Origin of the sequence: Limnovirga soli, assembly GCF_013106755.1 — a bacterium.
Taxonomy (GTDB): domain Bacteria; phylum Bacteroidota; class Bacteroidia; order Chitinophagales; family Chitinophagaceae; genus Limnovirga; species Limnovirga soli.
Genome location: NZ_WHPF01000014.1, coordinates 67,973 through 94,565, shown reverse-complemented (window position 1 = coordinate 94,565; position 26,593 = coordinate 67,973). Strand labels below are relative to the sequence as shown.

At 36.7% G+C, this 26,593-nt stretch carries 23 protein-coding genes; 22 read left to right on the top strand and 1 reads right to left on the bottom strand.

Annotated features, from left to right (window positions below; translation table 11 throughout):
* Positions 1-151: 151 nt before the first annotated feature.
* Entirely contained in the window at positions 152-1,126 is a 975-nt protein-coding gene (locus tag GD597_RS17855; RefSeq protein WP_171609268.1) for an acyl-ACP desaturase, read from the top strand.
* Positions 1,127-1,459: 333 nt separating this feature from the next.
* Entirely contained in the window at positions 1,460-1,948 is a 489-nt protein-coding gene (locus GD597_RS17850; protein ID WP_171609267.1) for an NUDIX hydrolase, read from the top strand.
* On the opposite strand, the gene GD597_RS17845 is transcribed toward GD597_RS17850, so the two are convergent.
* Positions 1,949-2,758 carry a queuosine precursor transporter gene (locus GD597_RS17845; RefSeq protein ID WP_171609266.1) on the bottom strand — a complete coding sequence of 270 codons (810 nt, stop codon included), beginning with the start codon at positions 2,756-2,758 and terminating at the stop codon, positions 1,949-1,951.
* A gap of 508 nt (positions 2,759-3,266) precedes the next feature.
* On the opposite strand from GD597_RS17845, the gene GD597_RS17840 reads away from it, so the two are divergent.
* From GD597_RS17840 to GD597_RS17745, 20 genes are all read left to right on the top strand, one after another.
* Positions 3,267-4,556 (top strand): aspartate kinase, encoded by a 1,290-nt coding sequence (locus GD597_RS17840; protein WP_171609265.1) that lies wholly within the window; start codon positions 3,267-3,269, stop codon positions 4,554-4,556.
* Between the two features lie 166 nt (positions 4,557-4,722).
* Positions 4,723-5,253 (top strand): DUF2911 domain-containing protein, encoded by a 531-nt coding sequence (locus GD597_RS17835; RefSeq protein WP_171609264.1) that lies wholly within the window; start codon positions 4,723-4,725, stop codon positions 5,251-5,253.
* Between the two features lie 224 nt (positions 5,254-5,477).
* The gene (locus GD597_RS21905) at positions 5,478-6,269 is read left to right on the top strand and encodes a DUF2452 domain-containing protein (protein ID WP_216368623.1); all 792 of its coding nucleotides are present in this window, start codon (positions 5,478-5,480) and stop codon (positions 6,267-6,269) included.
* A 106-nt stretch (positions 6,270-6,375) separates the two neighbouring features.
* A complete protein-coding gene (locus GD597_RS17825; RefSeq protein WP_171609263.1) occupies positions 6,376-7,005 on the top strand; it encodes a sigma-70 family RNA polymerase sigma factor in 630 nt (209 codons plus the stop codon).
* A 12-nt stretch (positions 7,006-7,017) separates the two neighbouring features.
* Complete coding sequence (locus GD597_RS17820; protein WP_171609262.1) at positions 7,018-7,743, top strand: DUF3307 domain-containing protein; 726 nt, start codon at positions 7,018-7,020, stop codon at positions 7,741-7,743.
* 545 nt (positions 7,744-8,288) lie between these two features.
* Positions 8,289-8,810: a fasciclin domain-containing protein gene (locus GD597_RS17815; RefSeq protein WP_171609261.1), complete on the top strand. Its 522-nt coding sequence runs from the start codon at positions 8,289-8,291 to the stop codon at positions 8,808-8,810.
* A gap of 464 nt (positions 8,811-9,274) precedes the next feature.
* Complete coding sequence (locus tag GD597_RS17810; protein ID WP_171609260.1) at positions 9,275-9,751, top strand: hypothetical protein; 477 nt, start codon at positions 9,275-9,277, stop codon at positions 9,749-9,751.
* Between the two features lie 762 nt (positions 9,752-10,513).
* Positions 10,514-10,909, top strand: a complete 396-nt coding sequence (locus tag GD597_RS17805; protein ID WP_171609259.1) for a hypothetical protein — start codon at positions 10,514-10,516, stop codon at positions 10,907-10,909.
* Positions 10,910-11,421: 512 nt separating this feature from the next.
* Positions 11,422-11,673, top strand: coding sequence for a hypothetical protein (locus GD597_RS17800; RefSeq protein ID WP_171609258.1), 252 nt, complete (start codon positions 11,422-11,424; stop codon positions 11,671-11,673).
* Between the two features lie 1,353 nt (positions 11,674-13,026).
* On the top strand, positions 13,027-13,281 hold the full coding sequence (locus tag GD597_RS17795; protein ID WP_171609257.1) for a hypothetical protein: 255 nt from the start codon (positions 13,027-13,029) through the stop codon (positions 13,279-13,281).
* A gap of 31 nt (positions 13,282-13,312) precedes the next feature.
* Positions 13,313-13,561 (top strand): helix-turn-helix domain-containing protein, encoded by a 249-nt coding sequence (locus GD597_RS17790; protein WP_171609256.1) that lies wholly within the window; start codon positions 13,313-13,315, stop codon positions 13,559-13,561.
* Between the two features lies 1 nt (position 13,562).
* On the top strand, positions 13,563-13,991 hold the full coding sequence (locus GD597_RS17785) for a very short patch repair endonuclease (RefSeq protein WP_171609255.1): 429 nt from the start codon (positions 13,563-13,565) through the stop codon (positions 13,989-13,991).
* The gene (locus tag GD597_RS17780; protein WP_171609254.1) at positions 13,988-14,287 is read left to right on the top strand and encodes a hypothetical protein; all 300 of its coding nucleotides are present in this window, start codon (positions 13,988-13,990) and stop codon (positions 14,285-14,287) included. Before GD597_RS17785 ends, GD597_RS17780 begins: the two co-directional genes overlap by 4 nt.
* 1 nt (position 14,288) lies before the next feature.
* Positions 14,289-15,530 (top strand): DNA cytosine methyltransferase, encoded by a 1,242-nt coding sequence (locus GD597_RS17775; protein ID WP_171609253.1) that lies wholly within the window; start codon positions 14,289-14,291, stop codon positions 15,528-15,530.
* A gap of 140 nt (positions 15,531-15,670) precedes the next feature.
* The gene (locus GD597_RS17770; RefSeq protein ID WP_171609252.1) at positions 15,671-17,239 is read left to right on the top strand and encodes an ATP-binding protein; all 1,569 of its coding nucleotides are present in this window, start codon (positions 15,671-15,673) and stop codon (positions 17,237-17,239) included.
* Complete coding sequence (locus GD597_RS17765; RefSeq protein WP_171609251.1) at positions 17,229-20,285, top strand: Z1 domain-containing protein; 3,057 nt, start codon at positions 17,229-17,231, stop codon at positions 20,283-20,285. The genes GD597_RS17770 and GD597_RS17765 overlap by 11 nt, the downstream gene beginning before the upstream one ends.
* Before the next feature lie 7 nt (positions 20,286-20,292).
* Positions 20,293-21,258: a PD-(D/E)XK motif protein gene (locus GD597_RS17760; protein WP_171609250.1), complete on the top strand. Its 966-nt coding sequence runs from the start codon at positions 20,293-20,295 to the stop codon at positions 21,256-21,258.
* Entirely contained in the window at positions 21,258-23,855 is a 2,598-nt protein-coding gene (locus GD597_RS17755; protein ID WP_171609249.1) for an AIPR family protein, read from the top strand. The genes GD597_RS17760 and GD597_RS17755 overlap by 1 nt, the downstream gene beginning before the upstream one ends.
* Before the next feature lie 635 nt (positions 23,856-24,490).
* Positions 24,491-25,468: an HNH endonuclease gene (locus tag GD597_RS17750; protein WP_171609248.1), complete on the top strand. Its 978-nt coding sequence runs from the start codon at positions 24,491-24,493 to the stop codon at positions 25,466-25,468.
* A gap of 274 nt (positions 25,469-25,742) precedes the next feature.
* Complete coding sequence (locus GD597_RS17745) at positions 25,743-26,390, top strand: hypothetical protein (protein WP_171609247.1); 648 nt, start codon at positions 25,743-25,745, stop codon at positions 26,388-26,390.
* Positions 26,391-26,593: the final 203 nt, after the last annotated feature.

Genomic DNA, 26,593 nt, shown 5'->3' with positions numbered 1-26,593 from the left:
AACCATTCAATGCTTAAACAATAACAAATGTTAGCAAAATAAAAGCATAAGAAATTGGGGCTCAATGGGTAAACGTGGGCTAATTCGCCTACATTTGCCGCACTAAAATATAGGTGTGTTTGACACAATTTGCCCACCTGCTGTTTAAGTTATGAATGTAAAAAATGTACGTCTTGAAGTAATGCAGTTCCTGGAAAAAGATATGGAAGGAATTGTAAATGAGTTTCTTAAAACACCTGAAATTAACTGGCAGCCTAGTGATTTGTTGCCAGAGAGTACCAGTGAGAATTTTAGCGAGGATATAAAAGAATTGCAGGCCCAATGCCGTGAGCTTCCCTACGATTATCTCGCTGTTTTAGTTGGAGACGTTATTACCGAAGAAGCATTACCCACTTACGAAACCTGGCTTACTGATATTGAAGGCATCGATAAACTTAAACCCGAAGGCTGGAGCCGTTGGATGCGTTTATGGACAGCAGAGGAAAACCGCCATGGAGACTTACTGAACAAATACCTATACCTAAGCGGCCGTATTAATATGCGCCAAATGGAAATAAGTACCCAATACTTAATTGCCGATGGTATGCAAATTGGTGCTGCAAGGGACCCATACAGAAACTTTGTATACACCTCTTTTCAGGAGTTGGCTACCAATATTTCTCACCGCCGAACAGCTACGCTGGCCAAACAATATGGCAATAATCAATTGTCTAAAATATGCGGCGTTATTGCCTCAGACGAAATGCGCCATGCCAAGGCATACAAAAGTTTCATTAGCAAAATATTTGAGATAGATCCCAGCGAAATGATGCTGGCTTTTGAAGATATGATGCGTAAAAAAATTGTAATGCCTGCCCATTTTTTAAGGCAAAGCGGCGAAAAAATTGGTTCTGCTTTTACTCATTTTAGCGATGCAGCACAAAGGCTGGGCGTTTATACTACTATTGATTATACCGACATTATGGATTCGTTGATTGTAGATTGGAAAATTGCAGACATTACCGGTATTAACGATGCTGCAGAAAAAGCCAGAGATTACCTGATGGCATTACCCGACAGGTTTAGAAAAGTGGCCGAACGTAATTTAAAAGCGCCAATACCTTACGAGTTTAACTGGATAAAATAAAAATACCAAAGCTGCTTTTGCAGCTTTTTTTATGCCATTATGCACCAATGGTTATCAAGGAAATACCATTTTTGGTAGTCGGCAAAGAAGCTTTATGCAGCTGCTCTTGCCACGCTCGGTTCAGGGTTCCTCTTTCATGGCGGCAAAATATATGGAGTGAATGTATTTTTATACGCCATAAGTAATTGTATAAAGGCCATTTTATCCGCATTACTTATTGCTGCCATTACAACAGAACGTACAAGAGTGCGACGCAAGCGGCGATGCCCAAAGTGTTTAAGTTGGGTGCATAAAAATTATTGTGCATATTCGCACTAAATAAAAACCAGAGTTATGCAATTGCCGCCAAATATTACCAAGTTTACCATTAGGGTTTATGGTATTTTACAAGACAATGAACAACGTGTACTGGTAAGCGATGAATATATTCGCGGAGATTATTTTACCAAGTTTCCCGGCGGTGGTATGGAATTAGGCGAAGGTACCCGTGACTGCCTGAAAAGGGAATTTATGGAAGAAACCGGGTTGGATGTAACGGTTGGTGCACATATATATACCACCGATTATTTTCAGGTGTCGGCGTTTAAAAATACCGATCAGATTGTATCTATCTATTATTTTGTACAGCCCAATAATATGGAAGCCCTTGCTGGTTTACCCATAAAAACAACACCATTTGATTTTACACCCGCCCAGGTGGCCGATCCTATGGGCCAGAGCGAAGTGTTGCGCTGGCTTAGCTGGAACGAGTTTACTGCCAATGCAGTATCGTTACCTATTGATAAAATTGTAGTAAACATGCTAAAGACAGCAACAGTATAGCTAACCTGCTGTAGGTATATTTACTAATTCATCCTCTTCCTGCCCCATGGCCGCCAGTTTCATTTTGCGGGCAGTATCGTTACCTACATATTTTTCTATCTGCTTTTCTACCAGGTAAATAACCGGTGTTAATACAATGGCCATAATAAACTTATAGCAATAATTCATCATGCCAATAGCCAGTACCTGCGGCCAACTCCAGTTATTACCTAATTTAAATGCTATGATAAGCACAATATAACTATCTACCAGTTGTGATACCAGCGTTGAGCCGGTGGCCCTTAACCATATCTTTTTTTCACCGGTTATTTTTTTTATTTTATGAAAAACGGTTACGTCTACAATCTGGCTTACTAAAAATGCTACCAGGCTGCCAAGTATAATCCACATGCCCTGTCCAAAAATTCCATTATATGCATCCTGCATATTGGGTATGCCACTATCTGTTTTGGTTCCAATCCAAAAATCTGCCGGTGGAATGTGTATGCTGGAATAAAACATAACAAAAGCATAAGTAATAAGTATAACAGCGGTATAGCTAATACGGCGAACGGCTTTGGGGCCAAAATACTCATTCACAATATCCGTCATAATAAACTCAATAGGCCATAGCAATACGCCGCAGGTAAGGTTAAAAGCTAAACCGCTTTGCCCAAAAAGCGTAAAGTTGGCAGGTGCAAAACCCAACAATTTCTCCAGGGAGAATATTTTGCCGCCAATACATTCCGCAATTAGCGCATTGGCCACAAAAAACGCGGTAAAACCAAGGAAAAGCTTGGTGGGTTTGTCTTTTAGAATATTATGTATCATATGTTATATAGCGTGAAATATGATTTGTACAATAATGAATATAAATGCAGAGGCGCGCAGCCAGGAAGGCGTAGCCGATTTTTTTCGGTTTAACAACAAAATCGCTTCCCATATGTTCACAATTACATTAAGCAAAAATGAAACAACAAATCCCAGGATAATAATATAGCTCTGCAACTCTTTGCTGCTGATGAAATTTTGCGAATACATAATTATCACGCAAACAAGAAAAAGCAGGTTACATAAAAAAGCCATTCTTTGTAATAAAACCAGCAGGCGCATTGTTTTTTTTCGTAAAATAATCAATATTTATAATGTTGAAATAAAAACATGTATTTGCAGGTCCATTTGTTTTAGGGTAACATTTGTTAATTGCCATGCGCTGCATCGTTTTATAAAAAATTGAGGCATGGCTGGTAAAAATATCAACGCAATGTGTAAGTAAATTAGTTCCCTTTACTGTTATCTTTGTTTAAACATGACTATTGATTGATTTCAAAATATTTGTATGAAAGTTTTTAAGTTTGGTGGTGCAAGTGTAAGTAGTATTGAGCGTATAGAAAATTTAAGAAACCTGCTACAAGGTTTTGATGGAGACCAGTTGATGATTATTATTTCTGCCATGGGTAAAACCACCAATGCCCTTGAAAAAGTAACAGAAGCTTTTTTTGCTGGTAATACAAAGGAAGCCCTGCACCTTTTCGACGGCATTAAAAAACAACATTTAACCACGGCTAAATATATATTGGTAACCCATTTTAATGCTTGCCTGGCCCAACTGAACGATTTTTTTACCGAGGTAGAATGGCTGTTGCACGATAAACCGGTACGGGAATTTGATTATTATTATGATCAGATTGTTTGTATGGGCGAATTGTTTAGCACCTGTATTATTAGCCATTACTTAAACGAATTCAAGGTGTACAATAGCTGGCTTGATGTACGGGATATAATCAGAACCGATGATAATTTTAGGGATGCTACTATTGATTGGGAATACTCCGCCGCCAAAGTAACTGCAATGCAACAAAGCTGGCAACCGGCTATGGGTACTCCAAATCAAAAAGAAAATCCATTAATTCGTATTACCCAGGGGTTTATTGGATCTACTGATGAAAATGAAAGTACCACACTTGGGCGTGAAGGCAGTGATTTTACGGCAGCCATTTTTGCCAATTTATTAAATGCCGAAAGCTTAACCATTTGGAAAGATGTGGAAGGCGTAATGAGTGCCGACCCCAAACAGTTTGCAGATGCACAACTAATTAATGAACTGAGTTTTGATGAAGTAATTGAAATGGCCTACTATGGTGCACAGGTAATACATCCAAAAACAATCAAGCCCCTGCAGAATAAAGGCATTCCCCTGCATGTGAAATGCTTTTTGGATGCTGGTTTACCCGGCACTACTATTTATAAAAAGCAGGTAAAAAATTTACCACCGATTGTTATCATCAAACAAAATCAGGCCTTAATACATTTACATAGTCAGGATTTTTCCTTTGTTGGCGAGAAGCCCATGAGTCTTTTATACGAAATTTTTGGTCATAGAAAAATAAGGCCAACACTTATACAAACAGGTGCCATTAGTGTACAAATTTGTTTGGATGATAAAGCCGAGAAAATAGATCAACTGGCGGCAGATGCCGGTAGCATTTTTGATATTCAGGTAGAGAAAGGCTTAAGTTTGCTCACCATCCGTCACTTTAATATCGATTTGCTCAATACTATGCTTACAGGCAAAGAAGTGGTTTTAAGGCAACAAACAAAAGATACCGTACAGGTGTTATACCGCTAAAATGGCAGAGGTATTATTTACTGATGTAATTTATTAACGCTTTATTGCCTGTGTAATGCTGTATATTCACTTCACTGGTAAATAATATTATTGTCAACTGTTTATACTATAAATAAAAATTTAAATCTTAATACTGTCAATTACGTTAAAAACAAAAATTAAAGCCATGAAAAAAGTATTTATGCTTACAGCATTTACTGCTGTACTTTTTAGCACTTTTAGTGCCTGTGCACAAGATGATAAATCTAAAAGGCCAAGTCCACCCGCAATTGCCACTCAAACCATTGCCAGTGGTGCAACTATTACCATCAATTATAGCCAGCCAGCATTAAAAGGCAGGGTAATTGGTAAAGATATAGAACCTAAAGATGGTCAAATTTGGCGTGCAGGTGCAAATGAAGCCACTGTGTTTGAGGTAAATAAAGCTATAATGGTAGAAGGCAAAGCATTGCCCGCCGGCAAATATGCTTTTTTCACTATTGCTAATGGCAACGAGTGGACCCTTATCTTCAATAAAACCTGGGATACCTGGGGCGCTTACGATTACGATAAAAACAAAGCCAACGATGCTTTGCAGGTTAAAGTTAAAGCAGGTACCAGCGCTACTTCTGTAGAAAGACTAACCTATACCATCAGCAAAGCTGGTAAAGTAAGCCTTAACTGGGCAACCTTGCAGGTAGATTTTAATGTAAAATAATTTGTATATCATACTTTGAAAGGGGAGTTCTGTATTACAGAATTCCCTTTTTTATGTCCACCCAATAAAACCTTTACACTTATATATTGTAATAAGTAGGCAATTATTTTGTAACCCGGCTTTTGTGCACTAATCGGCTTTACTTGCGTCGCACTCTTCAGGGCCAGCAACACATTCGGCTGCAGGTTTTGTTTCAATCGGGTTCTACATTTTCTATAATAACTATGGTACAAGCATATAATTTTTTAGCATCATGGCAACTCTTCCCCGAAAAATGCAATTACGAGTTTGAAGCTGCCCCTAAATCTGGTTTTTATAAAATTGAAAGTATTGGCAACGGCACGCAACTATCCATCAGCATCAACTGGATATCCTTAGATAATCAGGCTTTTTACAGCCAATATGTTACCATACCCGATGGTAATCCTCACCTATTTGAAAATAATGTATTGGCAGATGTTTTGGTTACCACAATTGTAAATGCTTCCCTCATTAGCTCCCAATTTATTAAAGACGATAAAGTGGTATTGGAAGTACAGCATTCAATAGAACCTAACGGCTATTTAAAAGTTACGCAAAAAGGCTTTACACCAGACCATAATGCATTTACCAATGTGCAGTTATACCACAAACAATTAAGTGTGCTGCCTTATGCATCCTCTGTAGGTAGTGTAGCCATCAAACCCACTGAAGAAGGCTTGATAAAACATAATGCCTTACTTGCCATGGAAGAGCAAACCAATATGCACCTGGATCAAATAAAGCAACAGATTGAATTACTGGCCCGCCAGGCACAGGAAATTCGTAAGCGTAAAGAATTATCCTTAATGGTGTATCAAAGCAAGCTAAGTTTTCAACCCGTTATTGGTCAAACCTATCACTTGTACGAAAAGCACGACAATTCCTATCTGCTTTCCCTTATAAGTCCTGCAGAATGGGGTAGCAACAGCCCCTTTAAAAACTTTATAGCATCTGTAAAACTCCTTGCCGATCATACCTGGACCGAAATTGCCTAAACTAAATAAATATAGCTCTAAAGAACTATATTCATATATTATAGTATATTTATACTATTTTTTACAATTATAGTATATTTATACTATTTTTATTATAAATTTTCACATGTCACAAAACAAAGCAGTTGCAATAACCGGCGATATAATAGGCTCATCCACCCTGAATGCAACACAAAAAACGTTAATGAATGCTACTATTGATGCATTTTCAACAGAGCAGTCTGCCTTATGGCCCGATTGGCAGTTCCAGCAATACAGGGGCGATAGCGTGCAGGCCCTGCTTACCAATAACCGTTCACAGGCATTACGCGTTGCTTTATTATTACAAACCAAACTAATTGGTAATGGCATCCGGTTAAGGGCTGCAGTAGGTGTTGGTGAAATTAGCTTTATGGGTAAAGATCTCATAACATCCGATGGTACAGCCTTGCAGCTATCCGGTACCTGGCTGGATCAAATTAAAAAGCAAAAAGAAGAAATAGCCATTACCGGTAGCCAACCCGCATTTGCGGCCGAATGGCAGGTGCATAGCGTTTCACTCAATTATTTTTTACAAAAAATTACGGTGCCTCAGGCACAGGCCCTGTACCTGCACTTACAAAATAAACGGCAGGACGAAATAGCCAATTTATTAAATATCTCACAGCCAAGTGTGCACCAACGGCTACAGGCAGCAGGCGCATTTATATTTACTACAATTGTAGCACGTTTTGAAACAAGTGATGCATTAGTTTGATATTTTTATAACATGCTAGTTTTATACCAATGGATATTTGCACACTTAATGGCCGATTTTGCATTGCAAACCAGGGCAATGGTACAACACAAAAAAAGGTGGATGGCAAAATCCTGGCTATTATACCTGCACTGTCTGTTACATGGGGCATTGGTATACCTTTTTTCGCCCGATAAAACCAATTGGGTAATACCTGTAGCGGTAACCGTTTCTCACTATGCAATAGACCTCTGGAAACTACACCGTAAAGAAAGCCCCGTTGATTTTATTACAGATCAGCTTTTACATCTAAGTGTTTTAATAACCCTTTGGATACTTTATTACCAGCCACTACCGGGTTGGTGTATAGCGCAATTAAATACCATATTACAAAACAGCCGCTTGTGGATTATACTGGCAGGTTATATGTTTATCATTTTCCCCTTGTCTTTTATACTGGGTTTTGCAACAGCCAAATGGCGTAACCAGGTAGAACCCGATATAACCCGATCCGTAACCAGCCTAAGCGAAGCCGGAAAATGGATTGGTATTTTTGAAAGAATACTCGTATTTACCTTTGTAATTAATAATCATATGGAAGCCATTGGCTTTCTAATAGCCGCAAAATCCATACTACGGTTTACAGATATGAAGGGTAATAATATCCGCAAAGAAGCAGAATATGTTTTAATTGGCACTTTAATGAGCTTTACCTGTTCCATTATAACCGGCTTGCTAATAAATGCATTAAGCGCCTGAGGAAAATAAAGCACTAAAGAATTGGTTAGCCAGGCAAATAAACAGGCAGCTGACTTTACTTACACAGTTTACCCCAAACTTGATCCGGGGCACACTTATACAGTTGGTTAAAATGCAATCGGAATACATGTTTTACAAACCGCCCTCTCCCCTCCCGCCCAACATACCGAAAACTGAACCGGGTATGGCAAGGTGTTCAAAATTATTTAGCTGTTACATGTATAATAAAATTGCATGAATACATATTGGGCCCGGCAATTGGTTATCATGGCATCGCCGCTTGCGTCGCACTCTTGTGCGGTTAGATTATATATGCAGCTTTAGCTAACTCAAGTGAATAGGGAAGCAGGTGCTGTTGGTCAGGCTAAAAACATGGGTATAGAGAACACTTACCAAAGAGATATCATGTGCAGATGTTGAACAACATTCGCACTTATTCTCAAACTCTTCAACAGTGGCAGCATAATTTGTTATGTAATTGTTATAGAAAAAAATAAGTTCAACTACTTCTCTATTTCTATGTTCCATTAATCAAAATAAATATTATGAAATTAATTAATCGTCTTGTTTTATTTCTTGCGGTTGCATCTTTTACCGCAGGTACAGTTTCTGCACAAACAAAAGCTGATGTTGTTGATATCGCTATCAGCTCAAAAGCACACACAACCTTAGTAGCTGCTGTAAAGGCTGCAGGATTGGTTGAAACACTTAAAGGTGCAGGGCCGTTCACAGTTTTTGCTCCCACAAATGATGCGTTCGAAAAACTGCCGGCAGGCACCGTAGAAACTTTGCTTAAGCCAGAAAACAAAGCAATGTTGGCGGGTATCCTTACCTATCACGTTGTAGCAGGTAAACTCGATGCAAAAGCAGTATTGGCAGCAATTAAAAATGGCGGTGGCGAAGTTGTACTTACTACAGTAGCAGGTGGTAAACTAACTGCTTCCCTGGAGAATGGCAAGGTTATTTTAACCGACGAAAAAGGGGGAAAAGCAACTGTAACAGCAACCGATTTAAAAGGAACCAATGGTATTGTGCATGTAATTGACAGCGTTTTATTACCTAAATAAATTCTGCTAAATTAAAAAGAACGGCAGTAGTGTTTACTACTGCTGTTCTTTTATTACACTTGTCGTGATTTTTTGCCCCCTTCATCACTAAAACGTTAAACATAGAAAAAAGCTGCTGGTGATTATTTAAAAAAGTTATTGTTACTACAAAGTACATCCAAAATTTTTTGCTGCTGTTTGCGTCCCCGCCAACTACTACCGAAATGTGCAGTGTGGCTTTGATAAAAGATGATGAGTACCCCAAACTCCGTTGTTCAAGATGTGCCGAAGGGCATCTTGAACCTGAATAATTGCCCTTTTGCAAAGGGATTAAGAAATACAATCACATTCTGCCGCAAATATCCTATTTAAAAAACGCACTATAAAAACATTGATTTTCAATAACCCATTTTTTTGGTAAGGCTATTTAGTTCGTCTATTTTTGAGTTGGTGGCAATGGCCAAACCGACTCTAAAAATTGAAAGATGAGACAAGCAACAAAAGACATTTTATTAAAAACAAAACTGCATCTTGACAGTCTAAGCAATCAACTAATTGCCGAACTTACGAAAATCATCGAAGGAGATTGGGGGCTTAGTAAATCAACTCATATTGGCAAAGTCGACTTGTTGGAAATTGAAGTATTTATTGACGGGTACAGATTAGGATTGTATCCTATGGACAGTTCATCAAATCAACTCGGTTACAGAAGTTTGTTAAAAGAAGAATATCCCAATGGGTTACTAATTGACGAGGAATTAAATCCAAACTTAGACCAGTATGATTTTCAAAATGAAGATGACAATCAAGATTTAGATGAATTTGAAAAAGCTCAAAAGGAAATTTTTGTAGAATGGTTCAAAAGTGGTTGGAATAAAACTGACAATCGTAGACTAAGTATACCAATTTATCTAAAATTTCATGACACCGATGATTCATTTGAGTTAAAAATGAATAAGTGAGCGAATTAAAAATAAAGTAGTCTAAACAACTGCAACTCCTTTGTACAAGATGTTCCGAATGTATCTTGTACCTGAATAAATGGCCTTTCACAAAGGGAATAAAAAAGAAAACGGGGGAAGGTTACACAATCCTTTCCTTCTCCAAGGAGTCACATACCAAAAGCTTTGTGTGCGGGAGGTGTAACCTACCCCGTTATTGGAAAACCAAATGCTGTTATTGTAAATAAGTAGCTGTGCAACATATTGACTATTCTGCAGGTGGCATGCCCCCAATTTATACGAATAAAAAACAAAAAAAACAAAAATCCAGGCCCTTCGCGTGATAAATCACGCCAAAACCGCGTGATAAATCACGTTGTTTTTTTAAAATAAATAGTTGAAGTTTGTTTTATCAAAATTTCAACCGTGCCAAAAGCATATAACCTACTCCAATTATCCTACACACAAAAACCGATGGAAAATCTTTTTAAACCGGATGTAAACTCATATGCAAAAAGAAAATTCACACTTTAAAATTAAAAACAACAATAGGGTTATAAAAAAATAGTAAACACCGCAGCAAGACTTTCCGGCACTACAAAGACTCAAAACCATCTACAGTTCAGGATGCCCGTTGGAACATCCCTAAAAAACGTAGAAAGCAGGTGTTTCTGTTAGCAATGACGGTAAATCAAAAAGTGTAGAAACTTGGATAACTGCTGCCCAAAAAATTAACAACTCACAAATCACAAAATCACTTTTCTTCAACATAAAATGGTAATTATGGAAAATAAGAGATTAATACAGGCAATACCCACTCTTATCCTTTCAGGAATTTTAATTAATACTTGGATTATAATATTAAGGACGGATTATTTTGCTACAATAAAGCACCAGATTGGTTTATCGCTATTTTTGTTAATCGTAGCTCTTTATTTTTATAAGTTTAAATATGGAATAATTTTAACCGGATTCTTTTTATCATTGGCAACATTCAATGCTATTGCAATATTTCCTGATATAATATCATCATCATATTTCATTAAAATTGGTAATACAGAAATCTCAACGCCTTCTATTGAATGGAAATCATTTTTATTATTATTTTTATTTTTTGTTTGTTCAGGAGGATATTTGATTAGTCTATACTCTGAGTATAAAAATAAAATAAATAAATAAGCTATTAAAAATAATTAGATTAAGACAGCGCTATTTTTTGTATTTCATTATTTTAATCTTCTTTAAAAATTAAAAAGTTCTGATTTTCTCTAATAATTAAATACATGTTGCTTTTATTATTAGCCACCCTACTATAAATGTTTTAAAAATTAGAGGCAATGCACTTAAATGAAATTAATTTTTAAACAGATGTTAAATACTAGATGCATATGTTAGTTTCTCTCCTATATTTAATAATTATAAAGGTTTGGCTTATTGCGTTGTATACTAATACTAAAGTTGACTGAATTAATCTTCACTTCTTCCTAATACTTTTATTTTCTCCGCAGAGTTTCCTAAAATAGGTATGTGTGTGGCAGGGACTCTGCGGATCGTTGGCCCTGATATAAATTTCCAATACCTAATAATAAGATTATACCTGCTGCCTTGCTGCGTTAACCTGGCCAATATGTATAAATTCTCCAATCTGATCATCAAGTTTTTGCCAGTAAGAAAAACCATACAGGAGAAAGATGGGGGTTTACTTTATTACATTTACCTGCACTGGTTGGCTGCCATTATTTATTATTGCCAATGGATATAGATTAGTTTATCAATGGCTTGATATGTTGCAACCATCCAAACATTGTATTGTTGGTTACGTAATCATGCCGCATCATATACATGCTATTATTGCCTTTAGTAATACCAGTAATAGCATCATTAGTAATAAGAAAAGTTTTCTAGCCGATGATCTGGTAAAAGAATTGGAGCAAAATAATTAGCAAACCCTGCTCCTTTCTCCACACCACAAAACACACCCGTTTACCCTCCGCAAAACAGTACCAACACACCCAACAACCTTTCTCCAAACGGGGACAACACCCCCTTTTTATTACCCCTGCTGATAGAAAAACATGAGCTGTTACAACAGCTACAAATCTGCGACCGCACCCTCCGTAACTGGCAAAATAAAAAAGCATTGCCTTTTATTAGTGTAGGTAACAGGGTGTATTTTACCCAGCCCGATCTGCAGCAATTCCTCTATAGCCACCGGGTATGTAAACAACCAGTGCAGCAGGAAAAAAAGAAAAAAGGCAGGTAGGTTTTCCTGGTTACAGGGGCCGGTACAACCATCCAGCTTTACTTGCCACAGTTTACCCCGATAAATTCGGGGCTCGGTTCATCGTTCCAATGGTATGGCAGCTGTAGTTAGGCCATGCCTGTAGGTATGGGTAAGAACCGGCAGCACCGGGATGTTACCCCCTTGCTGCTAACTACCGTATAGGTACCTTTTAGGGCCATAATAGCCTTTAGCAAAAATAAAATCATGCCAGTTTTGCTAATTGCTACAATGTTTAGCCAAAAACGTGATAAATCACGGGCAGCGTGATTTATCACACCAAAAAATGCGTGATAAATCACGTTGTTTTTAATAGTAGGGTACTATACATTTGAAGCATACTTGTCAGTATACGCTTATGCACCCCAACAAAATTTTAATGGTAGGAATGGTGAAGGCAAAAGCTGGAATGATTAATAAAATCGTAGCAGTACACAATTGCATGTTTAAATAAAGGGAAATGCTGGTTGGCTGTTAATAACAGGGCTTGCAACATAGTGTAGGCGGAAAATAGGAATAGTACATGATAAAAAAAGGTTAGTTGCTGATGTGACTGACAGTGGCAGCGCCGTATTTAGCTGGAATACATTATATCCTAAATGCAAAACAGCAGATTTATGACAACCTGAAAATATATTTTACTAAAATGCTTTATTAACCTCAAAATTAAGCCTTTACAAATTTGCAGCAATATGTGTATTAGCTTGAAGGCCTAATAATAAATGAAATGTAAATTAATTAGGCTTTGTATAAACCTGAAACTTAACCTTGCAAATCCTTATTAAACTTAATTAATGAAAATAATAGAAAAAAGCTTAAGCCATGAAAACATGCCGTGCCATCAACAGGTTTCAGGTAAACTTTAAACAAACAATTTAAAGCCTCTTTTAGCGATCTCTTTTTTGAATCTTTTCTTTAAAATAAAATGTTCAATATATTGCACCGTGTGTCTACTAATTTCCTTAGCTTCATAATTCAAAAGCGGGGGCAACGCTATACAAACTGCACATGAATAATGACAACACAATTGAACAAGGCACTTCAAGTAGGTGACAAAGTAACTTTTGACAACAGCCAAATAGAATTTTTCAAAGCCGAAACCAACAGCGATGATAAAGCGGTAAGGCAATATCAGCAATTAGTATTAGGCGGTATAAATCAGGTAGGTGTGGTTAAAGAGTTAGATGGTAATTTAACTACAGTCTCTTATCCTGATGGCTGGGATTTACCAGTACCCACAAAGTACCTTATTGTGTTACCGGTAGAATAGTAAGCTTATTTTTAAATGGCATTGAATATTTATGAATAAAAAGTCCAGGCCTTCAGAGCAATATATTCAGGAAAACCGGGAAGTGATTGGTAAGCAAATCCGGACATTCCGGGAAAATAAAGGTTTTAGTCAGGATGAACTAGCAGAGATAATGGAAGTAAACCGTTCCACTATTTCAAAAGTTGAAACCGGAAAATTTGCAATTACTATAGATTATCTGGTAAAGTTTGCCTGGTACCTGGACTTTGATATTTCGGTACTGGAAAAAAAAGGCAAGTAGTATGGCTGATGTTCATACAAAGGAGGTCAGAAGCTATAATATGAGCCAAATCCGGTCAAAGAACACAAAGCCGGAATTAATAGTTCGTAAATATTTATTTGCAAAGGGATTTAGATACAGGCTGCACACTAAAGATCTACCCGGCAAGCCGGATATAGTGCTGCCAAAGTATAAAACCGTCATATTTGTTCATGGTTGTTTTTGGCATGGACATGAAGGGTGTAAATATTTTGTTGTACCTAAAACCAAAACAGAATGGTGGTTAAATAAAATTGCCAGAAACAAACAACTGGACAATGACCATATTAACAAATTAAGAGCAGATAAGTGGAATGTAATTACCCTTTTTGAGTGTAAGTTAAAAAGAGCAAATATTGATTCAACTTTAAAGACTCTCATTAAAAAATTGAATAAAATACTAACAAAATGATTACCAAAATAGAAACGGCTGAAGATGTAAAGGCATTTGCGAAACAGTTAATTACAGAGGGTGTTAGTTTTCACCCGGATGATGATTTTAATGACTATGTAAATTTGGAAGAAAGCATACCAACTTATTCAAAAGAAGAAGCTGATGTAAGAAATGGCTTAATGAATAAGTGCTTTGAAGTTTGTGAAAAAGAAGGTATTGATATTTATGATGTAGCGCTTGAAGTATCATTAATTGAAACAGAAATGGATAAATTTATCCCTCTCCCATCACAAACTTATCCTGAGAATAACTAAGATGAATTTTATAGACCTTTTTGCTGGCGCAGGTGGGCTTTCTGAAGGATTTACGAGAGCAGGGTTTAAACCAATTGTCCATGTTGAAATGGATGAAGCGGCATGTTTTACATTAAAAACAAGGGCGGCATATCATTATTTTAAGGACATTGATAAAAACATCTATAAAGATTACCTAAAGGGTAAGATTAAAAGAGAAGATCTTTACAAGGACCTTCCAGATGAAATATTAAACAGTATAATAAATCTTTCGATTGGACCAGAATATAATGAAAGAATTCATCGTCGCATACAGCAACAACTTCAAAATCAAGCAGTTGATCTTATAATTGGAGGCCCTCCATGCCAGGCATATTCACTTGTTGGTAGAGCAAGATCCCAAAATGGAATGAAAGGCGACCCTCGTAATTTTTTATATGTACAATATGCACAATATTTAGAAAAGTATAAACCAAAATTGTTCGTTTTTGAAAATGTTATTGGTCTAAAATCTGCAAATAAAGGTGGATACCTAAAAAATATGGAAGCTCTTTTTTTGAAGAAAGGTTACAAAATGCATCTTTTTACTGTTGAAGCAGACAATTTCGGAGTCTTACAAAAAAGAAAAAGAATCGTTATTATTGGTTGGAAAGATGATTTTATACCCAATCTTCCCGATTTAGAAGCTATCAGAACACGATCGCCTTATAAAGTAAAAAATATATTTAACGATTTGCCAAAACTACAAGCAGGTGAAGGAAGGGATAAATCACAATTATATAGAACAAAGTCAAATATTTATTTGGATAATTATAATATTCGTAATAGTCTAAAAATTTTGACACAACATGTTGCTAGGCCACATACAATTCAGGATAAAAAAATATACAAGATAGTTGTTGATACATGGAACCAAAAAGGCGAGCGATTAAACTACAACGATTTGGATACGTCATTAAAAACCCATTCTAATAGGCATTCATTTGTTGATCGGTTTAAAATTGTAGCTGATAATTTAAATTATTCTCAGACTATAGTTGCACATATTTGTAAAGATGGTCATTATTATATTCATCCTGATATTGAACAGAATAGATCAATTTCGGTTAGAGAAGCGGCCAGACTGCAATCATTCCCTGATGATTATTACTTTGAAGGTGTAAAAGAAGCGAAAAACAGAACCGCCGCATTTAAACAGATAGGAAACGCAGTTCCCCCCCTAATGTCTTATGAGATTGCAAGAGAACTTCTGAGGTCGTTATAGAATTCACAGGCTCATTAATAGTAGAGAAATATACAAATCTTAAATTGGGCTAAAGTGTTTGGCTGTTGAACTCTGCAAAAACTATTGGAGACAGTAAAAAGCCGTATTTGTAATTATCATTATTCATAAATCAATTATAAATGGAGGCGGAAAATAATCCTCAAGTTGATAAAGCAGAAGTATATAACAATGCAGTTACTGAAGATGCGGATCCCGATCCTGAGTTCCTGATTAAATCAATCGCAGAACAAGGGTATACCCTTGCTACATCTCTATCAGATCTAATAGACAATTCAATTGCGGCCAAAGCTAATAAAATTGAAATTGTAGTTGGATTTGACAGTGAACCTTTTAAATTGTTTCTTGCCGATAATGGTAATGGGATGACTGAGAAAGAATTAAAAATCAACATGCAGTTTCCCAGTAGTTCCCCCGCAAGTAAAAGGATCGGTTCTGATTTGGGAAGATTTGGTCTCGGGATGAAGACAGCATCGTTTTCGCAGACTAGGCGTTTTACCGTTTTGTCAAGGAAGAAAGGAGCGACTGTATACGCAGGACGAACTTGGGATGTTGATTATCTCACCACAAAGAAAAAATGGAAAATACTTGTAACAACAGAAAAGGAAATAAATGCATTAATTGATGAGTACCGGTTTCTGAGCGAGAATTTTATGAAGACATTTGATGACTTCATTCCTAATACAATTGTTGTCTGGCAGGGGCTATACAAATATGAACAGTTCCTTTCCCAGGAAAATAAAAAACATGCCGTCCAGCAGGAACTTAATGAAATTACAAATGAATATCTCTCAGTTGTATTTCACAGGTTTATGCAGAAGACAAATACCCCTCTTATGATTAGGGTAAATAATCAGAGAGTTGAGCCATTTGATCCCTTCCCAAAAGCTGAGCTGGATTTCCGAGCTATAGAACCCAAACATAAAATTATTAAATCAGACTCGTTGAGTCTGACAGGTTTTGTTCTTCCAGCTAGGAGTCTCAAAGAATCAAAAAACGGTATATCTATATGGACTACTTGTTCCAAAAGCCTTATGGATATGGAAGGGATTTATGTATATCGATCAGATCGGCTAATAAGATTTGGTGGCTGGAACGGAATCATAAAAAAAACACCAAGGCTTCAACTAGCTAGGCTTATGGTGGAAGTTGGTAACGGTATTGATGATATTATCCATCTCAATGTTTCAAAATCCCAGATAACTATTCCTTATGAAACAAAGCAGGCACTTCTCAAATGTCTGGCAGAGCTTAAGCTGGAGGCAGAAAAGGAGTATCTAAGTACTACAATTACCGATGAAAGGGTAAGACTGGCAGACCATAATAATTTTCAAATTTTTATAAAACAGTCAACTAATAAAGGTAGCCTGATCAGACTAAACGAAAATTTCCCTCTTCTTAGCGATCTTCGCTCTCGTTTGAAAAAGTCTGAAAACATGCAGCTATCAGTTTTATTCAGGGTGTTTCATACTGCGATAAATAAAATGAAATTCGGAGATGATTATCCTTCCATTAAATCTATAATTGACGAAGGAGAAAATTCTGAAGGAGAAAATCTCTATGCAATCAGAGATTTGATTACAGCCGGTATGGCAAAAGAAGAAATAATTAAACATTTTCTGCCTCTTATAGGATATGAAATCAATGATCTCCCACAAAGCATTAAACATCTGCTGAGCCATGAACAGTAACAGAAAATATATCGACAAACTAGTCGAATTTATTGACTCAAAGTCCGCTGAAAAAAAGGATGTCGGTGAGCATTTAACTGAAAACTATCTGCGGGCTGGGGAATTCAGAGAAGAAGCATTTGCAACACTGAAAGCACTGTGCACAATATTCAGATATCCGATTCCTTTGAGTGGTGACTTTGAATTACTGCTTTCAGTTGCTGTAAGCGAATACATTTCTACGAACCCTATAGTAGTTGAGGCAAGCAGTTCACTAGTTGGCGATCAGACCAAAAAAACCTGGCTTACTGAACATCGGTTCAACGACATTAAGTGGAACTATACAGACCGTTATTTCAATTACCTGCAGGCAAACGGGCGATCAGAGAAAATTATAGAAGAGACCTTTAATTCAAGCAGAAGAATTGTTGAAAAGCTTGCAGATCCAAAATCCACCGAAGAGGTTTTTGTGAAAGGACTGGTGGTTGGTAGTGTCCAATCAGGTAAAACAGCAAATTTTAACGCAGTAATCAATCGTGCAATAGATTCAGGGTATGGGTTAATTATAGTGCTTGCAGGTATAATGGAAGACCTTCGCAGTCAGACCCAGTCGAGGATTGAAAAAGAAGTTTCCGGAACTGGCACAGCAGAAGGAGTGGGCAGCAAACACCCATTTGGAGAGATGGGAGATGCTTCTGTTCACCAGGTAGTGATGCCAACTTCGGTAAAACATGATTTTAAAAAGACAATCAAAGAAGCTGATTTCTCTCTTTACAACAAAAACATTCTTGTCTGTAAGAAAAATACAGGAGTCCTTAAAAATCTAATTCTCTGGCTAGATGAACATTTTGTCGGTAAAAGAGATCAGCACGATATTCCCCTGCTCATTATAGACGATGAAGCTGACAACGCCTCGTTAAACAATATGGGGAGTCTTGGTAAGGAATATGCAAATAAAGTTAACGGATACATTAGGGCCCTGCTTGGTCTTTTTACACGAAAATCATACCTAGGTTATACCGCAACTCCTTTTGCAAATGTTTTACAAGATAGAAATGAGACCCCTGAGACAAAATGGGAAGTTCCATTTAAAAAAGATGGTGTTTCAATTTCGAAAGAATTTGAAATGGTGGGAAGTATATTTCCGGAAGATTTTATCGAGCTGCTTTTCCCACCTACTAATTATATAGGAGCAAAACATTTTTTTGAAACCAGAATTGAAGATATCAGGAAAATTGAACCGCTAATTCCTGAGCCGGTAACTGATTTTACAGATTCATTTCCTGTCAGGGTAAACAGGATCGACGGCAACTGCTTTCCGGCAACTGCATCTGATACTAGATTTCCCAAAGCCGGAAAAGATGATCCCTTTCCTATGAAACTTCCGGATTCTCTGAAAGAGGCTATTCAATGTTTCATCATAGCGACTGCAATTAGGCTCAGCCGCAGGACTGTGATGATAAGTTCAAAGATGTTTAACCCTCATAATTCTATGCTGATACACGTTTCCCGGTTTACTGCATGGCAGATTCGGACAAAGATACTTGTGGAAGATTATGTTAAAAATGAACTTGTTGTAAAATTGAACAACGATCTTCCCAATTCACTTGGATCAATTTACCAGGAATTTGAAAGAACATGGAATAAGTATTATGCTCATGTCATCGAAAATATTAAAACCTACCTGCCCGAAGGGTATGAAGATCCGTTTCTCATATCAAAGAATTTCGCTAATGATATTAAACCACTGTTGGTTGAGGCAGTATCCAATATTGATATCAAAGCGATCAACAGTGAGACAAAGGAATCATTATCATATGCGTCAGGCACAGAGAAAAAATATATAGCAATCGGGGGTAACAGACTCTCCAGGGGTTTCACTCTTGAGGGATTAACAATAAATTATTTTATAAGAACAACTGATTATGCAGATACACTGCTTCAGATGGGCCGGTGGTTTGGTTATCGCCCCGGTTATCTTGACTGCTGCAAGCTGTTCACCACCCGTGATAGTATTAATAAGTTTGACCTAACTACTTCAACCATTGAAGAGCTAGAAGAGGAATTCAAAATCATGGAGAAGCGAAAAGCCACACCACGGCAGTTTGTACTAAGAGTGAAAACCCATCCCCGGGTACTGAAAATTACTCGTGCCTCCATTTTAAAGGGAACTGTTGAGGAAAAAGTAGACTTCAGTGAAAGTGTTATTCAATCTACCCAGTTTATTATGGAAAAGGAAAGGATAGAGAAGGCATGGAAGGCATTTACCGGTTTGGCTGAAACAATCAAATGGAGAAACGTAAATGGTTTTTTTATTTACAAAACTGATGTAAAAGGACTTATGAGATTTATCAATCTTGATAATTCATTTAAAAATTTCGAGGTTCAGTGTCTTCCTGAATGGTTGAGGCTTTGTAATGAGGAAGGAAAAATGAAGAACTGGACAATTGCTGTAAAAACAAATCAATCGACCACAAATCCTGAATTAACGGACAGTGTGAAAATATTCGGAGATATAATGAATCTCACAGTTAGGCGCGGTCCTGTAAAAGGTACCGATGCATGGGATTCTCTGATCAATAATGATGTGTTTAAAGTATCAGGGAAAAGTGCACAGTTGGTTGCTGCAGGCGAAGACTTTTCAATCACATTGTCTGGTCCAGAAAAGAAGGTCGCAGAAGAAGAATTCAGAAAACAAAAAATAGATAAATGGTTAAAAGTGCCTGGGCTTCATGATTTAAAAAAGCTAGAAAAAGATGCTCAGAAGACTACTATACCTGAAAGAGCATACAGACAAGCTATGGATGAGAATGATGGAATTTTATTGATTTATCTTGTTTCATTAGAAAAAATATTTGAAAACGGAGATACTGAGTCTGATGCTGGTCTGAAGGAATACTTGCAAAAGCATGGGTTTGACACCAAAGTACCAGTTGTAGGTTTTGCTTTGGGATTTCCAAAAGTCTCGGGTGATATTGGCGGTAGTTATATAAGAGGCGACTTTAATATTGATACACAGGAAAATGAAGAGGAATTTGATGAAAATCTTATAAAGGAAGATGAATAAATAATTTATGGAATATTCTGATATTGAAAAAAAATGGTCACGTATTTCCCTTGCTGCAGATGAAAACTATTCTTCTCTTCAACTTGCAGCTGATATCAGCGTGCGTCTATTGATTGCTTATGACAGAAAAATGAAACGTTGTCTGATTCTTAGTATGTTGAATGCTGAGAGCCTTGATTTTGTAAACAATCTACGAGAACATATTTCATTTCAGTATTTCGATCAGTCCGGACATGTTATTGTTACTCTTATTGATGATAGATTTAGAGAGCAGTTCAATGCCTTTATTTATTCCGCTTACTTAAACTTGAAGCCAATAACCATCGTAAAAGACGCAGCATTGATACTTGCAAAAACATATCATAAATGGAGTGATTTTTTCAGTGAAATAATCATTTCAAGTCTGTCAACCGAAGAAGTAATGGGATTGTGGGGAGAACTTTTTTACTTAAAAAGAAAAATGGACAACACGAAAGCCGAATTGCTTAATGATCATCTTAAATGTTGGGTTGGACCATTTGGGAAAACCCACGACTTTGAATTCCCAGATTCAGATACAGAAATTAAAACAAAGGTTGAAGAAATCTCCTATGTGAATATTTCGAGCGAATTTCAGCTAGATACAGTAAACGGTAAACCTCTTTTGCTGCATGTAATATCGGTTAACAAAAATACCTATTATGGAATCACATTAGGTATAATTGTCAGGGATATATATGAAATGATAAGTTCAAAACTTGGCGATGTCTCTTTATTTCTCAAGGCTCTTTCCAGAGCCGGACTGCCATGGCAAGACATTGATAAATATAATGAGCACAGTTTTTCTGTCAGAGTTGAGACAACATATGATTGTCTAAATACGAGGTTCCCGAAGATTATAAGAGCCAATTTGGCTAGTGAAATTTCAAATGTAAAATATAGACTGAATCTTGATAGTCTTTCTGATTTTATAACTGATAAAGTTAAACACTAATGGAGATTGATGAATTCTTCAAATACAGGAGCGAACTCCTTACCGAAGCACAAGACGAAACTGGTTTTTTTTCTGCATCTGGTTTTCTGAACACAATACTTCCCGCTATACTTGATTCAAAACTAATTGAATCCGAGGATTATAATGAGGCATTTTATTCCTTTCCGGATAGCTCCCTAAGGCTGCTAGGATATTCAGTTAACGAATCCGGGGAAAGATTGATACTGTATCTTGTAAATGAAGAAACACTCACAGAGAAAAATACAGACAATTTAAGGGTTTCACAGAAGGCAGTTTACGAAATGCAATTTAACAAAGCCCAGAAATTTGTTCTGTCTGCAATTAAAGGTGATCTATCAAACGAACTTCAGGAAACAGACGGAGTAAATTTCTTGGTTAATCAGCTATCTTCTGATGCAGGTCTTGATGAATTCGACATGGTCGAATTTTTTCTGATAACTGCAACCGCCACTGTAGAAACTCGCGGAACAGAAATGTTATCAAAACAAATTCTTTTTGAGGAAGATTCTGTTAAAGTAAGGTTCAAAAGGGACAAGCTTAAAATGGAAAAGAATATTGGGCTTGTGAAACAAGTAGTTGATCTAAATTTTTTGTACAGCATTCATGTTTCACAAGGGAACAGGATTCCGCTGCTTGTTGAGTTTGAAAAAAAATACCATCAAAAAATAGAGGCAATCAAAGCGGCGGATGAAAGGTTTTTTGAATCTTATCTCTGCGTTTTGTCAGGATCTTTGCTTGCTGATCTATACAAAGACAGCGGTTCGAGGATGCTTGAAAAGAATGTTCGTTCTTTTCTGTCGTTTACTAAAAACAGCGTTAATTCGGGCATTAAAAAAACGATTCGGGAAGAGCCTGAGAAATTCTTAGCTTATAACAATGGACTTACAATTACAGCCACAGGTAAAGAAATAAAAGAAGAAAATGGTAAGTTTTTCATTACATCTCTTACCGATTTTCAGATAGTTAATGGTGGGCAAACTACTGCTACAATTTTTTTTTCACGAAAGGAAGGATTGGATGTCGGTGGAATAAAAATTATGGCTAAAATAAATATAGCCAAGCAGGCAACTGAAGACGAACTTGATGAACTTATTGCAAATATAAGCACCAACTCTAATGCACAGAATCGCGTTTCAAAGGTAGACCTGAAGGCGAGAAGCAAAGCGATGGTAAAACTCAAGTCGCTTAGTGGAAGCGTTTTAACACCAAAAGGACAACGGTGGTTCTTTGAACGTGCTAAAGGAGAGCTTGCTACTATGATCAGGAGATCTGGAAGTAAGGATGCACTTAAAAAATATCCGAAGGAAAGACAATTTACCAAAGAAGATCTTGCGAAATATTATACAGCGTGGGGCGACTCACCCTATAAAGTAAAAAAAGGTGGGGAGAAGGTATTCAGAGAGTTCATTGAGGAAATTTCTGGTGAGGGAAAATCAAAAGCTGTCGAAATTGACAGGTTGTTTTATGAAAATGTCATTGCCAGAATAATAATGTTCAGGGGCATGGAAAAGATATATGCTTCGGCAAAAATAGGAAATCTTAGAGCTGCTGTCATTCCTTATTCTATTTCTGTGATATTTAACTGTACAGATGGTTCAGGTAATGAAAGATATTTCAATTTTGAGAAGATCTGGATCGAAGAAAAGTTAAGCCAGAACTTGAGTGAGTATCTTCTTGAACTTATGAAGTTGATGAACACGCTTATTAAAAAATATGCTACAAGTGATGACCCGAGTGAAAACTCAAAAACAAAAGATCTGTGGGAGCGTGTTCGAGAATGTGATGAATTATCTTGTTTTGTTTCTTCCGATGATACAAAAAAGATAGTTAAAGCATATACAATGGACAAGCAGGAATATAAAACCAGAATAGCGAAGTACCAAAAAAAAGAAGCTGACTTCATGCTGGTTCAGGAGAATATTTATATACAGAATAATGGTGCATTATTCTACCAGAAATTACGTGATCAGTATCATAATTTTACGCCCTTAGAAAAAGAAAATCTTGAGAAGATAATCGATTCAGTGTATAAACACAGGGATATTAGTATGGACCTCGTTGAAGCAGAAAGGGGAATTATCAATAAAATGATCGCTTATCAACCTGATATCCTGGATGCTGTTACGGTAAATAATGACAGTATATTTCAGTCAACTCTTGATCTCATAATTAATAGGTATAATGCGGCTGCATCGGATAAAAAAAATATTATTGCAGAGTTTAATTTGCTAAAAACTGAAGCAGAGGAAAAAAGTATTAAAAATCCAGCTGTTTGGTTGGAAATTGGAGAACAACTGTCAAATGGCACTTCACCTACATTCCAACAAGTGTATGTGGCTTCATCATTACTCAGTGGCACAAAACAGGCTGCGCCTGCAGGGGTGGCTCTTTTACCTTTGAATACGGAACTGATGCGACGAATGATTGAGTGGGCAGGTATTAAAAAAGCACTTACCAATGGCGAGCTAAATTATATTTCCGACTATACATTTGGATTAAAAATACTTACGCCATTCCATGAGGCTAATATCAGAAGGCATCTTGATACATTGATAAAAAAAGGGTTTAAAATATAGATTTAAGCTTTACTTGCTGAATTTATTCTCCGCAAGGCGTCCTCTCAGAAAATAAAAAAATCTTCCTTCTCCACAGTTTTTATGTTTGAAATCCGCAAATGAATATTCATTCTCCGCAGGGTGACCAGGAACTAATAATAAATACCTATCTGTAGAAGGAGAAAATAGGGATAATTAAAATTGTAAATGGGTTTAATATAAAACAGAATATTGATTTTAACAGCGCTAGTTCATCCCTTAATAAAAGGGTAAATATCTATATAGTTTATGATGCCAGTTGGAACATACTTATAAACGTAACCATATGATAATTTCCTTCTCCGCAGAGTCCCTTCCATGAGCTGTCCATTTGAGGAGAGGCTATGGAGAAGGGAAATTTTATTGTTGATATTACTACCACCGAGCCGCAGTGTTCCTGCCATGCGCTGGCCTTGTTGTGGAGAGGCTGCGGATAAGGAATAGATGATTCAGGGTTAGACGATATGGGTTATGATTCGAAATGTAGTAAATACAGATTAAGCGTATCTAAGACCGATTTAAAGTCAAAAAAAGAAGTTCTTAAGAGTTTAATTTTAAAAGCGTTTGAAACCTATAATGCGTAAATAAATTTGTCTTTATAAATATTATTTTAATTGATGGCAGAGTTCCTAAATACCTACCTAAACGCTTTCTCAAAACTAAAGCGTGCCACCAAAAACGGCATCAAAGCCCCACACAAACCAATACTATTATTAGCCATCATAAAATCCATAGAACTTGGTGAGATAAAGAATAACAAAATTTACATCACACCGGAACTGGTAGCACGATTTAAAGATTATTGGAAATGGCTGGTCCGGGAATCTTTTTTCAGTCCAAACTTTTCGTTACCGTTTTTCCACCTTACAAATGATTATACCCGAAATCGGTTGGATAGATTTTGGCATTTACAAACCTATTTCGGAAAAGAAATTTTACTAACCAGTTCACATTCCATAAGGAGCTTTTCTCAATTGCAGGAATCTGTTCAATATGGTTATTTCGATGATAGGCTGTTTTCATTATTATCGAATCATGATTCCCGTCAGATCGTCTCTCGTTTTTTGTTAGAACATTATTTCTCTGGTCAAAAATTGTACGATAATAGGTCTGATTTGTTTGAATCGGTTACTAAGCAAATACTTCACGATTCCCCTGTGGAATATCTGCACGTTATTGAAAGGGCAGATGAAGAAGAAGTGTTTATCAGAAGTGGTGTATTTAAGAAAGTAGTTCCGCGTATTTACGATTATACCTGTTGTATTTCCGGGCTGCGAATTGTGTCCGGTTACGATATTCAAATGGTAGATGCCTGTCACATAATTCCGTTCGCAAATTCCCATAACGATACGATCAGCAATGGAATTTCGTTGTGCCCTAATCTACATCGTGCGTTTGATCGTGGACTGGTAAGTATTGATTGTTACTATCGTGTTCTCGTGGCCGAAAATTTTGTGGAATCTTCTCACGAAAATGGAATAAAAGCATACCAAGGAAAGCGAATCATTTTACCAGATGAGGAATCTTATCGTCCTGCAGTGGAAAATTTGGATTGGCATCGGGTAAATATTTTCAAATCCAAAGCGCAACATTAATAAAAAAGTCCTAATAAGGAATCTCCCTTCTCCGCAGAGTCTCCTAAAATAGTCATGTGTGCGCCAGGGACTCTACGGTTCGTTGGCCCGTTATAACTTTCAAATAACTAATAGTAAGAATATACCTGCTGCCTTTCTGCTTTAACTTGGGTAATATGCATACTTTATTCAGGATGATTTATCTTAGTAAACAAGATATAGGATTAAAAGCCTCAATGAGTTAACCTATTTTAGTACATGACTGTATTCCAACTTTAAAATAAATCTGCCAATAATGAAAAAATATCTGCCATCTAAATGGATCAAGTTAGGCTCCGTTATAATAATTCTCATTTTGCTAGTTCTTCTATTCAAGACTATCTATTCATATATTGACAGTTATTTTGAGGTGCCAGATAATGGGTCACTTATTCCGAATCTAAATGATCCAGATAAATTTGTTAAGTATGGTTATCCGGAAATTAAATCTCTTTCGATTCAATTTTTGACTTTAGTTACAGCAATTCTTGTTTTTTCAATTACATTTTCTGAAAAGATTATCAACTATAACCAAACAAAAAATTCTATTCGGTTAACGCTAACTTTAGGTTGGGCTTTTTTAATTTTTGCAATTGTAACTAACGGAATTGGCCTAGCATATAATGCTTTTGCGTTATCAATATCGCTAGTAGATTTAAACATCAACCAAACCGATAGTCTTAAAATTGCTGGAAGCTTCAATCCCATAATATCAAGTAGTAATTCAGTAAACTCAAGTATAGCTAATTCAGAACATAAAATTGTAAGTGCAGAATTTTATGAACCGGCTTTTCAATCTCTCAAAGCAATACTTATGAGTGGTGTCTTTTTTGTCTCAGGACTAATATGTATACTTATAGCTGGAGTTGTTTCAATATTCCAAAGAACAAAAACTTCTTCCTAACCTTACCTTATGTGTTTTTCTTATCCAAATCTTCCTCTAATTAAGCATATTAGGTGGCATACTATACCAATAAAGGAAAGCTACATAGCATTACCCACCGTACAAGCGTGCGACGCAAAAGCAGCCAAATAGTAGTTACCTGGTTGAGCTAATAATACCTTCTCCAAAGCGTCCCTGCCATGCGCTGGCTTTTTGAGGAGACT